Genomic DNA, 16,157 nt, shown 5'->3' on the forward strand with positions numbered 1-16,157 from the left:
CCGTCGGCCCCGCGCGCACGCGGCGTGCCCGGTATCGGCCGATCCGGCACGGGGCTTGCGTCCCTATTGAGCATCGAACAGGGTATCGAACCGGTATCGACCCGCTCCAGTACGCCAAACAAAAGGAGGCCACGATGATCGGCCATCTCGAACTCCTCGGACGCCTGCTGCTCGCCGCGCTGCTCGGCAGCGTGATCGGACTCGAACGCGAGCGCCTCAACTGGGCCGCCGGCTTGCGCACCCACATGCTGGTATGCGTCGGCTCGGCACTCGTGATGCTCGTCTCCACGTTCGGCTTCGAAGACGTACACGGCCAGAGCGGCGTCGTGCTCGACCCGTCACGGGTCGCCGCGCAGGTGGTATCGGGCATCGGCTTTCTCGGCGCCGGCTCGATCCTGCTGCGCGGCGAAGTCGTGCGCGGGCTGACGACCGCCGCGAGCCTGTGGGCGGTGGCCGGTGTCGGTCTCGCGGTCGGTGGCGGCATGTACGTTGCGTCGCTCGGTGCGACCGTGATCGTCCTCGTGATCCTGGCGGGCGTAAAACCGCTCGAGCGCCGCTTCATCACCCAGCGGCAGCAGCGCACACTGCGGCTCGTCGTCCAGCGCGGCGGCCTGACGCTCGGCAAGCTGCACGACACGCTCGGCACCGACCGCGTGCGCGTGAAGCGATTCATCGTCCAGCAGTCGGACGACGATCCGGACACGGACGACATCTCGGTGTCGTTCTCGCGCACGAGCGGCGCGGAATTTGCGGCGATCTGCGCGGCGCTGCAAAACCTCGCCGGCGTGCGGACCTGTCGCCCCGATACTTCTTCAAGGAGTTTTGCGTGACTCAGACCGACCTGCTCTCCTACCTCGTAACGAGCCAGCTGACGGCGCGCATGCGCGGCGGCGCGTGGATGACGGCCAGCCAGACGGTCGGCGCGCTGCGCGCGTGGCTCGCGTGCCATCACGCCGAATGCGGCTGGCTCGACCGGATCAGGATCGCGGACGCGTCCGCCACGATTGCGCAAGGCATCTACGAGATCGCCTGCGCGTACGGCGATCCGGACAGCGGCGAACGCATCCGGCTCGACGCCGATTCGCCGGAACTGCAGGCGCTACGCGCGCGTTGCGACGTGCTGCTGCAACGCATCGACGGCGACCGGGACGTCGACGCCCGATGATCGTGCCGGCACGCATGACGCGCGCCAGCGTCGCGACGGCGCGCTCCGATGGCGCGACAGCCGACCCGTCGCGCACGGACGAGCCGCTGCGCCACGGGCTGCTCGAGCGCGGGCGCAACTGCGACACGATCCGCCACGCGGACCGCTTCGCGATGCTGGTGGACGGCGACGCGTATTTCGCGACGCTGCGTGCCGCGTTGCTGCGGGCGCGCCATACGGTGTTCATCGTCGGCTGGGACGTCGACAGCCGCATGCACCTGCCGCCTGCCGACCCCGGCGACCGCCTGCCCGACACGCTCGCCGCCTTTCTGCACGCCTTGGCATCATCGCGGCACAACCTGCGCATCTACGTGCTCGCGTGGGACTTCGCGATGATCTACGCACTCGAGCGCGACTGGCCGCCCGTCTATCGCGCCGCGTGGCGCGCGCATCGCGGCATCCGGTTCCGGCTCGACGACACGCATCCGCGCGGCGCATCGCATCACCAGAAGCTCGTCGTGATCGACGACCGGCTCGCGTTCGTCGGCGGGCTTGACCTGACGCGCGCACGCTGGGATACGCCCGCGCACGCGGCGGACGATCCGCGCCGCCGCGACGCGCACGGGATGCCGTACGGGCCGTTTCACGACGTGCAGGCGATGTTCGACGGCGACGCGGCCGCCGCGATCGGTAAGCAGGCGCGCGCGCGCTGGTTCAATGCATGCGGGCGTCCGATCGCGATCCGCGCGCAGCGGCATCTCGATCGTGAGGAAGACGTCGATCCGTGGCCGCCCGATGCGCGCGTCGACCTGCGCGACGTGCGGCTCGGCATTGCCTACACGGCGCCGCGCCACCGCGATCGCGAGCCGGTGCGGCAGGTGTCCGCGCTCGTCGAGGACACGATTCGCGCCGCACGCCGCCACCTGTATATCGAGAACCAGTATTTCACCGCGGCGGTGGTGCGCGAAACGCTGTCCGAGCGGCTCGCCGATCCGGAGGGGCCCGACGTGACGGTCGTCGCACCGCGCGTGCAGAGCGGCTGGCTGCAGGAAGCGACGATGGGCGTGCTGCGCGCGCGGCTGCATGGCACGCTGAAGGCCGCCGACCGCTTCGACCGCTACCGGCTGCTGTATCCGCATGTCGACGGGCTCGGCGACGCATGTGTGAACGTGCACAGCAAGATCGCGATCGCCGACGACGAATGGATCGTGATCGGCAGCGCGAACCTCAATAACCGTTCGATGGTGCTCGACACCGAATGCTGCATCGCGCTCGTCGCGGCCGGCGAGCCGCGCATCCGCACCGCGATTGCCGGCCTGCGCGACCGGCTGCTGGCCGAACATCTCGACACGACACCGGCCGAGATTGCCGCCGCGCTCGCGCATGACGAACGCCCGAATACCGTGCTCGACCGGTTGCGCGACAAGCCCGGCCGCACGCTGCGCACGCTCGAGCCGGTCGTGACGCCGCAACTCGACGCGCTGGTGCCGGTCAGCGCGCGGCTCGACCCCGAGCAGCCGATCGAGCCGGACCGCTTCGTTCGCGAGTTCGTGCCGCGCGAGCAGCACCGCGTGCTGACCGCACGCTTCTTCGTGCTCGGCGCGGCCGTGCTGTTGGTCGCGGCGCTCGCGCTCGCGTGGCGCTTCTCGCCGCTCGGCAAGGAGCTGAACATCGCGTCGCTCGCACGAATGGCCGCTCACGCCGCGCAGCTGCCCGGTGCGCCCGCGCTGCTGCTGGCCGGCTACGTGATCGCGGCGACGCTGTCGGTGCCGATCACGCTGCTGATCACGGTGACAGGCCTGGTGTTCGGCGCATGGCCGGGCTTCGCGTATGCGGCGCTCGGCACGATGGCGGCAGCCGCCACGACGTACGGGATCGGACACTGGCTCGGGCGCGACGCGGTGCGCCGGCTCGCCGGCGCGCGCGCGAACCGGCTCAGCGAACACCTCGGCCGCCGCGGCGTGGTCGCGATGGCCGTGCTGCGGCTGCTGCCGATCGCACCGTTCACGATCGTGAACCTGGTGGCCGGCGCATCGCATATCGGCCTGCGCGACTATCTGGTCGGCACCGCGATCGGGATGCTGCCCGGTATCGTGCTGACCGTCACGTTCGCGCACCAGCTGACCGCCGCGTTCAGCCATCCGGGCCCCGGCGCGTTCGCGTGGCTCGCGGCGATCGGCGCGGTGCTGGTCGGCGTGTCGGTGCTGCTCGTCAGGGTGCTGCGACGATGGCGCTGAGCGTGCAACCGGCCCCGCCGCCGAACATCGTCACGTCCGACGGCCCGCCCCCCGCCGCGCCGGGCGGGCGCGACCTGCGGATCGCGACGTACAACATCCGCGGCGGCTACGGCAAGTGGCACACGCGCGCGGCCCACCGGATCGCGCAGGTGATCCACGAACTCGACGCGGACGTGATCGCGCTGCAGGAAGTGCCGCTCGGCGGCACGCACGCGCCCGACGTGCTCGCGCACCTGCGCGACGCCACCGGCATGCACGCGGTGGCCGGACCGACCATCGACACGCCCGAGCGCCGCTACGGCAACGCCGTGCTGTCGCGCTGCCCGATTCGCGCGGCGCGCACGCTGGACCTGTCGTTTCACCAGCGCGAGCCGCGCGGCGCGCTCGATGCGGACATCGACAGCAGCGCGGGCATGATCCGCGTGGTCGCGACCCATCTGGGGTTGTCGGCGAGCGAGCGCAGCGCGCAGGTGCAGCGGCTGCTCGCCGCGTTCGACACCGGCGCGATGCCGGTGATCCTGATGGGCGACATCAACGAATGGTTCGTGCGCGGCCGCGCGCTGCGGGCGCTCGTCACGCGGTTCCGGCGCGCGCCGGCGCCGCGTACATTCCCGACGCTGTATCCGGTGTTCTCGCTCGACCGGATCTGGATCCATCCCGGCGAGTGGCTCGTCGATGTGAACGTGCATCGCAGCATGCGCGCGCGGCGTGCGTCCGATCACTACCCGCTCGTCGCCCGCATGCGGGCGACGCCGGGCACGCCGCTTGCGCGACGAGCGCCCCACCCTGATGAAACCTGACGGAGCTTGCCGATGCGAACCGACGAACTCGCCGGAACCGCCCTCGATTACTGGTGCGCACGCGCGTTGTGCGCGGATGATGAAGACACGCTGTGCTTCACCGCCGTCGACCCGAAGGTGATCCTGACCGGCGCGTGCGACGCGTTGCGACGCCTCGACGCGCATTTCGCGCCGTCGGCGTCGTGGGCCGATGCGGGCGCGGTGCTCGAGCGCGTGGCCGACCTGCGGATCACGCGGCGCGGCGATGGCGTCGAATGCGACGCCAGCTTCATCGACGGCCCGTCGACCTGCGCGGCACGCGCGCCGGACGTGCGCACGGCGGTGCTGCGCGCGTTCGTGCGGGCGCGCTTCGGCGACGAAGTCGATGCTCCGCCGTCGTTCGCGCACCGGATCGAGAACGGGGCGGCGGTGCGCTATGACCCTGGGGTGCCGATTCCGGAAGCGGACGATGATGCGGCGACGGGAGACAGTTCGGATATTCGGTCGATTCCGCGCATGTGAGGGGGTGTTGCGGGGGGTATCGGCTGCTTGCGGGTTGTCGCGATGATGCCACCGCGTGCGCCGAGTTTTTCATCGGTATCTCGACGCCATTGGCAAAAGTTTCACTCTGCCGCCCTCCCTCCTCGATCACGCGCCTCCGCATAAAAGCGCCGCCACCGCACGCCAGGCTGCAAAAAACGACCATCCAAACCGCCGCGAATCGCGCGTGCGCATTTGCAACCCCGCCCGCATCCCAGCAGGAACACGCATTGCGACAAGCACACCTGTTGCCGATCCGGCCGCCGCCCGCACACGCTACCCATGAACCCCACACCGCCCTTCGCTCCTCACATCTACTTCTGCGACGCCCGCCTCGTCGGCCCGCTCGATGCATGGCCCGACACGTTCCAGCACATCGCCGGCATGGGCTTCGACCACGTGCTGATCGGCGGCTTCTGGGCCGCCAGCGTCGCGGGCTTCCCGCGCCACGTCGCCGATTTTCATCGGCCGGCCGCGACGTTCGCGACGCGCGCCGGCGCGCTCGAGACGTTCTCGCGCCTCGCGCAGCTCGCGCACGGCCACGGGCTGCGCGTGCTGCTCGAAGTGGTGCCGGACCGCATCGCGCGCGACAACCCGCTGCGCACCGAGCATCCGGACTGGTATGTCGAGCGCGCGCACGACGACGCATTGATCGATCCGCGCAGCGCCGCGCATGAAATGGATGTCGCGCATGCCCAGGTCGGCGAAGACGCCGCGCACGACGCGCTGTCCGCGTGGTGGTGCACGCACCTCGCCACGTTCGCGGATGCCGGTGCGTCGGGTTTCCTGATCGACGCGCCGCATCACCTGCCGGCCGCGTGGTGGCCCGGCTGGCGCGCGGCGCTGCGGCGCGCGCGCCCGGACGTCGCGGTGCTGGCTGGCGTGCCCGGCCATGCGCGCGACGCGCTCGCCCAGCTCGAGGCGGCCGGCTTCGATGCAGTGTTCTCGTCGGTACGCTGGTGGGACCTGCATGCGCCGTGGTTCGTCGACGAACACCGGCTGCTGCGGCGCATCGGCTCGCCGATCGCGTTTCCGGACGCGATCGACGGCCCGCGCCTCGCCGACAACTGGAATACCGCGCCGGACGAGACGGTCGCCCGCGCGTACCACCGCGCGTTGTGGACCGCCGCCGCGGTCGGCACCGGCTGGCTCGTGCCGATGGGCTTCGAGCGCGGCGTCACGCTGCCGCTGATGGCGCGCGACGCGGACGCCGCACGCTTCCGCGCCGCGCTGGACGACGCGCGCTTCGACCTGTCCGGCGCGATCGCCGACGCGAATGCATGGCGCCGCGCGACACCGCTCGCGGCCGAGCGCGGCGAAATCGCGCAACTGAGCGCGCCGGGCGCGCGCGCGACGGCGCTGCTGCGCGGCAGCGGCCCGTCGCTCGAACACGACGACACGGCGCTGCTGATCGCGTTGAATCCCGATCTCGATGCGCCGACGCACGTCGATCCCGCGACGATCCTGCCCGGCGTGCCGGGCGGCTTCACGCACGTCTCGCCGCCGAACGGCGCGCGCAAATCCGCGCCCGCCGCGCCCGCCGCGCCGGTCGCGCTGCAAGCCTTCACGCTCGAGCCCGGCGGCTATGCGTTGCTCGACGCGCGGCGCGCGCCGCCCGCGCTCGCTCGCACCGATGCGGCGGGCGAGCGCACCGCGCTGTCGGCCGCGCTCGCGGCCGACCGGATCGCGATCGAGCGCGTCGAGCCGGCGGTCGACGGCGGCCGCTTCGCGATCAAGCGCGTGATCGGCGAAACATTGGTTGTGCACGCATCGATCTTCACGGACGGCCACGCGCATCTCGCGGCCGCGCTGCAGTGGCGAGCGGACGACGAGGACGCATGGCGCGAAGTCCCGTTCGTCGCGGAGCCGAACGATCGCTGGCACGCGTGCATCTCGCTCGACCGGCTCGGCCGCCACGCGTTCCGCGTGATCGCATGGCGCGACGACTGGGCATCGCTCGTCACCGACATCACGAAGAAACGCGCGGCCGGCCAGGACGTGACGCTGGAGCTACGCGAGGCGCAACTGCTGCTCGCGACCGCGTTGAAGCACGCCGATGCGGTCGACCGGCGCGCGCGCACGCGGATGGAACAGCTCACGGCCGAGTTCAACGACGCAGCGCCCGACAAGCGGCTCGAACTGCTCGGCGCGCCCGCGCTCGCCGATGCGTACGCGGCGCTGCGCTACCGGCCGTTCGTCACGCACGACGACGCCGTCTACCCGGTCGACGTCGAACGTCGAGCCGCGCGCTTCTCGAGCTGGTACGAGATGTTCCCGCGCTCGGCGAGCAACGACCCGCACCGGCACGGCACGTTCGACGACGTGATCGCGCAATTGCCGCGGATCCGCGACATGGGTTTCGACGTGCTGTATTTCCCGCCGATCCATCCGATCGGCACGACCGCGCGCAAGGGCCGCAACAACACGCTGACGGCCGGGCCCGACGACGTCGGCAGCCCGTACGCGATCGGCTCGCCCGAAGGCGGCCACACGGCCGTGCATCCGCAGCTCGGCACGCTCGCGTCGTTCCGCACGCTGGTCGACGCCGCGCATGCGCAGGGGCTCGAGATCGCGCTCGATTTCGCGATCCAGTGCTCGCCCGATCATCCGTGGCTCGCCGCGCATCCGGGCTGGTTCGCGTGGCGGCCCGACGGCTCGCTGCGCTATGCGGAGAATCCGCCGAAGCGCTACCAGGACATCGTGAACCCCGATTTCTACGCGCCGGATGCGCTGCCTGACCTGTGGGTCGCGCTGCGCGACGCGGTGCTGTTCTGGGTCGACGCCGGCGTGCGGATCTTCCGCGTCGACAATCCGCACACGAAGCCGCTGCCGTTCTGGGCGTGGATGATCGCGGACGTGCGCGGCAAGCATCCGGACGTGGTGTTCCTGTCGGAGGCGTTCACGCGGCCGGGGATGATGTACCGGCTCGCGAAGGTCGGCTTCTCGCAGTCCTACACGTATTTCACGTGGCGCGAGACGAAGCGCGAATTCATCGACTACCTGACCGAGTTGACGGCCGGCCCTGCACGCGAGTTCTTCCGGCCGAACTTCTTCGTGAACACGCCCGACATCAATCCGCGCCATCTGCAGAACGCGCCGCGCTCGCAGTTCGTGATCCGCGCGGCGCTGGCCGCGACGCTCGCCGGGTCGTGGGGCCTGTACTCGGGCTTCGAGATCGGTGAATCGGCGCCGCTGCCCGACAGCGAGGAATACGCGGACGCGGAGAAATACGAGCTGCGCGTGCGCGACTGGCGCAAGGCCGCGCACATCGGCGGCGAAATCGCGCGGCTCAATCGCGCGCGGCGCGACCATCCGGCGCTACAGACCCATCTCGGCCTCACCTTCGTCGATGCGGACAACGACCAGGTGCTGGTGTTCGTGAAGGCGACGCCCGCGCACGACAGCGTCGTCGCGGTCGCGATCAGCCTCGACCCGTGGCATCCGCAGGCCGCGAATTTCACGCTCGATGCGGCGCTGTGGCGCGGCTTCGGGCTCGTCGACGGCGAACCGCTCGACGCGCTCGAACAGGACGCCGCGCATGCCGAAACCTGGCGCGGGCATCGCCAGTACGTATCGCTCGACCCGCACGTTCGGCCGTATGCGATCTGGCGGCTCGCGCCGTCTCCCGGCGCCGCGCGAGCGGCGGCGCCCGACCCGGCCGATGCCCGGGGCCATTCCGGAGCACACGGATGATGAAACGCGAAGATCCCCTCGACGACGTGCGTCGCGCGCAATTCCCGTCCCTCGCACCGGCCGGCACGCCGCGCCGGCGCCGTTCACGGCGCCGCGCGCCCGCGCTCTGCGCGGACGATCCGCTGTGGTACAAGGACGCGATCATCTACCAGGTACACGTGAAGTCGTTCTACGACTCGAACAACGACGGGATCGGCGACTTCCCGGGCCTGATCATGAAGCTCGACTACATCGCCGAGCTCGGCGTCGACACGATCTGGCTGCTGCCGTTCTATCCGTCGCCGCGCCGCGACGACGGCTACGACATCGCCGACTACCGCGACGTGCATCCCGACTACGGCACGCTCGCCGACGTGCGGCGCTTCATTCGCGAAGCGCACGCGCGCGGCATCCGCGTGATCACCGAGCTGGTGATCAACCACACGTCGGACCAGCATCCGTGGTTCCAGCGCGCGCGGCGCGCGAAGCCCGGCTCGATGCATCGCGACTACTACGTGTGGTCCGACACCGACACGAAATACGCGGGCACGCGGATCATCTTTCTGGATACCGAAACATCGAACTGGACGCACGACCCGATCGCCGGCCAGTACTACTGGCACCGCTTCTACTCGCACCAGCCGGACCTGAACTTCGACAACCCGGCCGTCGTGCGCGAGGTGATCCAGGTGATGCGCTTCTGGCTCGATCTCGGCATCGACGGGCTGCGGCTCGACGCGGTGCCGTACCTGGTCGAGCGCGAAGGCACCAACAACGAGAACCTGCCGGAAACGCATGCGATCCTGAAGCGGATCCGCGCGACGATCGACGCCGAGTATCCGAACCGGATGCTGCTCGCGGAAGCGAACCAGTGGCCGGAGGACGTGCAGGAATACTTCGGCGAGGAGAACGAATGCCACATGGCGTTCCACTTTCCGCTGATGCCGCGCATCTACATGTCGATCGCGAGCGAGGACCGCTTCCCGATCATCGACATCATGCGGCAGACGCCGGCGCTCGCGCCAAGCAATCAGTGGGCCGTGTTCCTGCGCAATCACGACGAGCTGACGCTCGAGATGGTGACCGACTCGGAGCGCGACCTGCTGTGGCAGACCTACGCGAGCGATCGCCGCGCGCGGATCAACCTCGGGATCCGGCGCCGCCTCGCGCCGCTGATGGAACGCGACCGGCGCCGCATCGAGCTGATCAACTCGCTTCTGCTGTCGATGCCCGGCACGCCGGTGATCTACTACGGCGACGAACTCGGCATGGGCGACAACATCCACCTCGGCGACCGCGACGGCGTGCGCACGCCGATGCAATGGTCGTCCGACCGCAACGGCGGTTTCTCGCGCGCGGACCCGGAACTGCTGGTGCTGCCGCCCGTGATGGGCGCGCTGTACGGCTATGACGCGGTCAACGTCGAGGCGCAGACGCGCGACCCGCATTCGCTGCTGAACTGGACCCGCCGGATCCTGTCGACGCGCCGCGCGACGCAGTCGTTCGGCCGCGGCACGATCCGCTTCCTGCGTCCGGACAACCGCAAGGTGCTCGCGTATCTGCGCGAACTCGAAGGCCACGAGACAGTGCTGTGCGTCGCGAACCTGTCGCGCGCGTCGCAGGCGGTCGAGCTCGACCTGTCCGAATTCGCGGGCCGCGTGCCGATCGAGATGACGTCGGACTCGGCGTTTCCGCCGATCGGGCAGCTCACGTACCTGCTGACCTTTCCGCCGTACGGGTTCCTGTGGTTCGTGCTATCCGAGCACGGCCGCGAGCCGTCGTGGCGACAGCCGCACGCGGAGCCGCTGCCCGAATACGTGACGATCGTGATGCGGCGCGGCGACGCGCGACCCGACGTCGGGCAACTGCACACGCTCGCGCACGATGCGCTCGCGTCGTGGCTCACGCGGCGGCGCTGGTTTGCATCGAAGGACCGCAAGATCGGCGACGCATGGCTGAACGTCGTCACGCCGATGCCGGACGAACCGTTCCAGTACGCGGAGGCTTGGGTGTCCGCGAGCGACGGCGGCGTCGAGCGCTATGTCGTGCCGCTTGCCACCGCGTGGGGCGGCGAGACCTCGCATCCGCTGTTCACGCAGCTCGCGCTCGCCCGCGTGCGGCGCGGCCATACGGTCGGCTACCTGACCGACGCGTTCGCGCTGCCGGCATTCGCGCGCGGGATGCTGCGCAAGCTGCGCGACGGCGCGACGGTGCCGACGTCCGACGGCGGCCGGCTCGACTTCCTGCCCGAGCACGCGCTGGCCGGCCTCGATCCCGGCGATGAGGCCGAAGTGCGCTGGCTCGCGGCCGAGCAGAGCAACAGCTCGCTCGTGATCGGCGACGCGATCGTGCTGAAGCTGGTGCGCAAGGTCGCGCACGGCGTTCATCCGGAAGCGGAGATGAGCCGGCACCTGACGCGAATCGGCTATGCGAACACCGCGACGCTCGCGGGCGAAGTCGTGCACGTCGATCCGGACGGCACGCCGCATACGGTCGCGATCCTGCAGCGCTACGTCGACAACCAGGGCGACGCGTGGACGCGTTCGTTCGACTTCCTGCGGCGCGCGATCGACGAGCTCGCGCTGCCGGCCGCGGGCGACGGCGACGCGGCCGAAGTCGACGACGAACCCGATGCGCTGCTCGGCTACGCGGCGTTCGCAGGCATCATCGGCACGCGGCTCGGCCAGTTGCACGTCGCGCTCGCGCAACCGTCCGACGATCCCGCGTTCGCGCCCGAAGCCGCGACGCCCGAGCACGTCGACGGCTGGTGCGTGGATGCGATCGCGTCGTTCGAGCGCGCGCTCGACGTGCTGCGCACGCAGCTCGACAAGCTCGATCCGGTCAACCGCGCGGCGGCGGACACGCTGCTCGCGTCGCGCGACGCGGCCGTGCAGGCCATCGGCGAACTCGTGCCGCGCACGCTCGATGCGCAATGCACGCGCGTTCACGGCGATTTCCATCTCGGCCAGGTGCTCGACGTGCAAGGCGACGCGCTGCTGATCGACTTCGAAGGCGAGCCGGCGCGCGCGCTCGACCGGCGCCGCGCGAAATCGCATCCGCTGCGCGACGTGGCCGGCCTGCTGCGTTCGCTGTCGTACGTGAGCGCCACCGCGCAGTTCGCGATCGAGAAGGCGCCGCCGCAGACGGCCGGCCGCAAGCGCGCGCTGTTCGACCGCTTCGGACAGGCCGCCGCCGACCGCTTCGTCGAATGCTATCGCGCGGCCGCCGATCAGGCGCCCGAGCGCTTCGTCGACCCGCGTTACGCGGACCGCCTGCTCGCGCTGTTCCTGATCGACAAGGCGTCGTACGAGCTGTGCTACGAAGCCGCGAACCGCCCGGACTGGCTCGGCGTGCCGGTCGGCGGACTCGCCGCGCTGATCGAACGCCTGCTCGCGACCGACCGCGCGCCCGACCACGGAGGCAACCGATGACCGACATGCTGTTCGACCGCACCGACATCGACGCGCTGCTCGCCGGCCGCCATCCGGACCCGTTCGCGTGTCTCGGCCCGCACACGGACGCCGGCCGGGTCGTCGTGCGCGCGCTGCTTCCCGGTGCGCAGCGCGTGCGCGCGGTGACGCCCGACGGCGACGAACTCGGCGCGCTCGCATGCGTCGACGACGCCGGCTGCTTCGCGGGCACGCTCGCGCACGACGGCCGCTACCGGCTGGCCATCGACTGGCCGGACACACGCCAGATCACCGACGACGCGTATGCGTTCGGCACGCTGCTCGACGAGGCCGCGCTCGCGCGTTTCGCGGCCGGCGACCCGGCCGCCGTGCTCGACTGCCTGGGCGCGACGCCCACGCGCGTCGACGGCGTCGACGGCGTGCGCTTCGCGGTGTGGGCGCCGAACGCGCAGCGCGTATCGGTCGTCGGCGACTTCAACATGTGGGACGGCCGCCGGCATCCGATGCGGTTGCGCCGGCCGTGGGGCGTGTGGGAGCTGTTCGTGCCGGGCATCGGCGCCGGCGAACACTACAAGTACGAGCTGCGCGCGGCCGACGGACACGTGCTGCCGCACAAGGCCGACCCGTGCGCGCGCGCGACCGAAGCACCGCCGCGCACCGCGTCCGTGGTCGCCGACACCGCGGCGCTCGACGCGTTCGCGTGGCACGACGACGGCTGGCTGCACGCGCGGCCGCCCGCGGACCAGCGCTTTCGCATGCCATGGTCGATCTACGAGGTACATGCGGAATCGTGGCAGCGCGTGCCCGAGGATATGGATCGCAGCGCGAACTGGGACGAACTCGCCGAGCGGCTGATCCCGTACGTGCGCGGCATGGGCTTCACGCACGTCGAATTCATGCCGATTTCCGAATACCCGTTCGGCGGTTCGTGGGGCTATCAACCACTTGCGCAGTTCGCGCCGTCGGCGCGCTTCGGGCCCGTGGACGGCTTCGCGCGCTTCGTCGACCGCGCGCACGCGGCCGGCATCGGCGTGATCGTCGACTGGGTGCCCGCGCACTTCCCGAACGACGCGCACGGCCTCGCGCAATTCGACGGCAGCGCGCTGTACGAACACGCCGATCCGCGCGAAGGCATGCACCCGGACTGGAACACCTGCGTGTTCAACCTCGGACGCAACGAGGTCAGCGCATTCCTCATCGCGTCGGCGCTCGCGTGGGCGCGCCGCTATCACGTCGACGGGATCCGCGTCGACGCGGTCGCGTCGATGCTGTACCGCGACTATTCGCGCAACGAAGGCGAATGGGTGCCGAACATCCACGGCGGGCGCGAGAATCTCGAATCCGTCGCGTTCCTGCGCGCGCTCAACGACACGCTGCACGGTACGCTCGCGCCGCCGGGCGTCGTCACCTTCGCGGAGGAATCGACCGCGTGGCCGGGCGTCACGGCGTCGACCGGCGACGGCGGGCTCGGCTTCGACTTCAAATGGAACATGGGGTGGATGCACGACACGCTGTCGTATGTGCGCGAGGATCCGATCCATCGCCGCTATCACCACGACCGGATGACGTTCGGGCTCGTCTATGCGTTCTCCGAACGATTCGTGCTGCCGCTGTCGCACGACGAGGTCGTGCACGGCAAGGGCTCGCTCGCCGTGAAGATGCCGGGCGACGCGTGGCAGCGGCTCGCGACGCTGCGCGCGTACTTCGGCTTCATGTGGGCGCATCCGGGCAAGAAGCTGCTGTTCATGGGCAGCGAATTCGCGCAATGGGCAGAGTTCGCGCACGATGCGACGCCGCACTGGGATCTGCTCGACGCACCCGCGCATCGCGGCGTGCAGCGGCTCGTGCGCGACCTGAACCGCACCTACGCGGCCGAGCCGGCGCTGCACGCGCTCGACTGTCACGCGTCCGGCTTTTTCTGGCTGATCGGCGACGATCGCGACAACAGCGTATTCGCGTTCGCGCGCCGCGACGATAGCGGGCGCCTCGTCGTCGCGATCTGCAACTTCACGCCGGTGCCGCGCCCCGGCTATCGCATCGGGCTGCCCGCGCCCGGGCACTGGCGCGAACTGATGAACACCGATGCCGCCGTGTACGGCGGCACGAATGCCGGCAACGACGGCGCCGTGTGGACGGAAGACGTGCCCTCGCACGGCCAGTCGTGGTCGGCGACCTTGCGCCTGCCCCCGCTCGCGACCCTATGGCTGAGCCCGGCCTGACGCCCGGCGCCCTCGACACGGAGACCATCCCCCCATGCCGACCGCCCTGCCTTCCCGTCTCGAACCCGGCCGCTGCTATCCGCTCGGCGCCACGTGGGACGGCCTTGGCACCAACTTCGCGGTATTTTCCGCGCACGCGCACCGTATCCAGCTGTGCGTGTTCGACCCGACCGGCCGCAAGGAGCTCGCGCGCCTCGACCTGCCCGAATGCACCGACGAGGTGTGGCACGGCTACCTGCCGAACGCGCATCCGGGCACCGTATACGGCTTTCGCGCGGATGGTCCGTACCAGCCGCAGCACGGCCATCGCTTCAACCCGACCAAGCTGTTGCTCGACCCGTACGCGCGCAAGCTGGTCGGCCAGTTCCGCTGGTCCGACGCGCTGTTCGGCTATCGCGTGCATTCGAATCGCGCGGACCTGTCGATGGACCGCCGCGACTCGGCGCCCGCGATGCCGAAGGCCGTGGTCGTCGACGAGGCGTTCGACTGGCGCAACGACCGGCGCCCGGACGTGCCGTGGCGCAGCACCGTGATCTACGAGACGCACGTGCGCGGCGCGTCGATGCGCCGCGCCGGGCTGCGCGTGCCGGAGCGTGGCACGTTCGCGTCGCTGTCGCATCCGGCGTTCATCGATCATCTGCTGTCGATCGGCGTGACGACGATCGAATTGCTGCCGGTGCACGCGTTCCTGCAGCAGCGGGCGCTGGTGAACCGCGGGCTGCGCAATTACTGGGGCTACGACACGGCCGCGTTCTTCGCGCCGGAGCCGTCGTACCTGACGACGCGGCGGCTTGACGAAATGCGCATCGCGATCCGCCAGCTGCACGCGGCCGGCATCGAGGTCGTGCTCGACGTCGTCTACAACCACACGTGTGAAGGCAACGAGCTCGGCCCGACGCTGTCGTGGCGCGGCCTCGACAACGCGAGCTACTACCGGCTGCGGCAGGACGACCGGCGTTACCACGTCGACGAGACCGGCTGCGGCAACACGCTGAACCTGTCGCATCCGCGCGTCGTGCAGATGGTGATGGATTCGCTGCGCTACTGGGCCACCGCGTTCAACATCGACGGCTTTCGGTTCGATCTCGGCGTGACGCTCGGCCGCGAGGATCACGGCTTCGAGCCGGGCGCGGGGTTTTTCGACGCGTTGCGGCAGGATCCGGTGCTCGCGCAGCGCAAGCTGATCACCGAACCGTGGGATCTCGGCCTCGGCGGCTATCAGCTGGGCCGTCATCCGCCCGGCTTCGCCGAATGGAACGACCGCTTTCGCGACACGGTGCGGCGGTTCTGGCGCGGCGATGCGGGCCAGCGTCCGGAGCTCGCCGCGCGGCTCGCGGGCTCGGCCGACCTGTTCAACCATCAAAGGCGCCGAACCTGGGCGTCGGTCAATTTCGTGACCGCGCACGACGGCTTCACGCTCGCCGATCTGGTGTCGTATGCGCACAAGCACAACGAGGCCAACGGCGAGGACGACCGCGACGGCCGCGACGACAACTGCAGCGCGAACTGGGGCGTCGAAGGCGCCACCGACGATGCGTCGATTCTCGACCTGCGCGCGCGCGTCGCGCGCTCGATGCTCGCGACGCTGTTTACCGCGCTCGGCACGCCGATGATCGTCGCCGGCGACGAATTCGGCCGGACGCAGCACGGCAACAACAACGCGTATTGCCAGGATAACGAAATATCGTGGCTCGACTGGGACCTCGCGCACAGCGAGGAAGGCGTCCAGATGATCCGTTTCGTGTCGCGGCTCGCCGCGCTGCGGCGCATGTACCCGGTGATGTCGGCGCCGCGCTATCCGTCCGGCGACCGCGACGGCGCGCCGGGCATGCGCGAGATCGGCTGGTTCGACGAACACGGGCTCGAACTGAGCGTGCCCGCGTGGGAGGACGGCGAAGGCCGCGCGCTGACGATGCGGCGCGTCGGCACCGGCCGCACCGGGCGCACCGAGGCGTTGCTCGTGATCCTGAACGCATCGGCCGGCACCATCAAGTTCAAGCCGCCCGCACCGGTGCTCGACTATCGCGTGCTGCTCGACACCGCGACGCCCGACTCCGGCCCGCGCTCGTGGCCGGAGGCCGGCCTCGAGGTCGCCGCGCACACGGCCGTGATCGCGGTCGCGGCCGTGCCACCCGACCTGCCCTCGTGAGGAACCG

The 16,157-nt window shown here is 70.3% G+C and carries 9 protein-coding genes; all 9 read left to right on the top strand.

What is annotated here, in order from left to right:
• Nucleotides 1–134: 134 nt before the first annotated feature.
• The 9 genes from BAMB_RS27830 to glgX all read left to right on the top strand — a co-directional run bounded on the left by BAMB_RS27830 (nucleotide 135) and on the right by glgX (nucleotide 16,150).
• Complete coding sequence (locus tag BAMB_RS27830) at nucleotides 135–830, top strand: MgtC/SapB family protein (protein ID WP_011660492.1); 696 nt, start codon at nucleotides 135–137, stop codon at nucleotides 828–830.
• Nucleotides 827–1,165, top strand: coding sequence for a hypothetical protein (locus tag BAMB_RS27835; RefSeq protein ID WP_006753757.1), 339 nt, complete (start codon nucleotides 827–829; stop codon nucleotides 1,163–1,165). Before BAMB_RS27830 ends, BAMB_RS27835 begins: the two co-directional genes overlap by 4 nt.
• Nucleotides 1,162–3,381, top strand: a complete 2,220-nt coding sequence (locus BAMB_RS27840; protein ID WP_011660493.1) for a VTT domain-containing protein — start codon at nucleotides 1,162–1,164, stop codon at nucleotides 3,379–3,381. The genes BAMB_RS27835 and BAMB_RS27840 overlap by 4 nt, the downstream gene beginning before the upstream one ends.
• Complete coding sequence (locus tag BAMB_RS27845; protein WP_011660494.1) at nucleotides 3,372–4,181, top strand: endonuclease/exonuclease/phosphatase family protein; 810 nt, start codon at nucleotides 3,372–3,374, stop codon at nucleotides 4,179–4,181. Before BAMB_RS27840 ends, BAMB_RS27845 begins: the two co-directional genes overlap by 10 nt.
• A gap of 12 nt (nucleotides 4,182–4,193) precedes the next feature.
• Nucleotides 4,194–4,682, top strand: a complete 489-nt coding sequence (locus BAMB_RS27850; RefSeq protein WP_011660495.1) for a phage protein NinX family protein — start codon at nucleotides 4,194–4,196, stop codon at nucleotides 4,680–4,682.
• Nucleotides 4,683–4,982: 300 nt separating this feature from the next.
• Nucleotides 4,983–8,393: a maltotransferase domain-containing protein gene (locus BAMB_RS27855; RefSeq protein ID WP_011660496.1), complete on the top strand. Its 3,411-nt coding sequence runs from the start codon at nucleotides 4,983–4,985 to the stop codon at nucleotides 8,391–8,393.
• On the top strand, nucleotides 8,393–11,803 hold the full coding sequence (gene treS / locus BAMB_RS27860) for a maltose alpha-D-glucosyltransferase (RefSeq protein ID WP_041491847.1): 3,411 nt from the start codon (nucleotides 8,393–8,395) through the stop codon (nucleotides 11,801–11,803). The genes BAMB_RS27855 and treS overlap by 1 nt, the downstream gene beginning before the upstream one ends.
• Nucleotides 11,800–14,001: a 1,4-alpha-glucan branching protein GlgB gene (glgB, locus tag BAMB_RS27865; protein WP_011660498.1), complete on the top strand. Its 2,202-nt coding sequence runs from the start codon at nucleotides 11,800–11,802 to the stop codon at nucleotides 13,999–14,001. Before treS ends, glgB begins: the two co-directional genes overlap by 4 nt.
• A gap of 34 nt (nucleotides 14,002–14,035) precedes the next feature.
• The gene (gene glgX / locus BAMB_RS27870; RefSeq protein ID WP_011660499.1) at nucleotides 14,036–16,150 is read left to right on the top strand and encodes a glycogen debranching protein GlgX; all 2,115 of its coding nucleotides are present in this window, start codon (nucleotides 14,036–14,038) and stop codon (nucleotides 16,148–16,150) included.
• Nucleotides 16,151–16,157 lie beyond the last annotated feature (7 nt).

The organism is Burkholderia ambifaria AMMD (assembly GCF_000203915.1).
Classification (GTDB): Bacteria; Pseudomonadota; Gammaproteobacteria; order Burkholderiales; family Burkholderiaceae; genus Burkholderia; species Burkholderia ambifaria.

Excerpts from the sequence above, each read along its gene's own strand:
- BAMB_RS27830 (WP_011660492.1), top strand. The coding sequence starts at position 135 with ATGATCGGCCATCTCGAACTCCTCGGACGCCTGCTGCTCGCCGCGCTG.
- BAMB_RS27840 (WP_011660493.1), top strand. The coding sequence starts at position 1,162 with ATGATCGTGCCGGCACGCATGACGCGCGCCAGCGTCGCGACGGCGCGC.
- BAMB_RS27845 (WP_011660494.1), top strand. The coding sequence starts at position 3,372 with ATGGCGCTGAGCGTGCAACCGGCCCCGCCGCCGAACATCGTCACGTCC.
- BAMB_RS27850 (WP_011660495.1), top strand. The coding sequence starts at position 4,194 with ATGCGAACCGACGAACTCGCCGGAACCGCCCTCGATTACTGGTGCGCA.
- BAMB_RS27855 (WP_011660496.1), top strand. The coding sequence starts at position 4,983 with ATGAACCCCACACCGCCCTTCGCTCCTCACATCTACTTCTGCGACGCC.
- treS (WP_041491847.1), top strand. The coding sequence starts at position 8,393 with ATGAAACGCGAAGATCCCCTCGACGACGTGCGTCGCGCGCAATTCCCG.
- glgB (WP_011660498.1), top strand. The coding sequence starts at position 11,800 with ATGACCGACATGCTGTTCGACCGCACCGACATCGACGCGCTGCTCGCC.
- glgX (WP_011660499.1), top strand. The coding sequence starts at position 14,036 with ATGCCGACCGCCCTGCCTTCCCGTCTCGAACCCGGCCGCTGCTATCCG.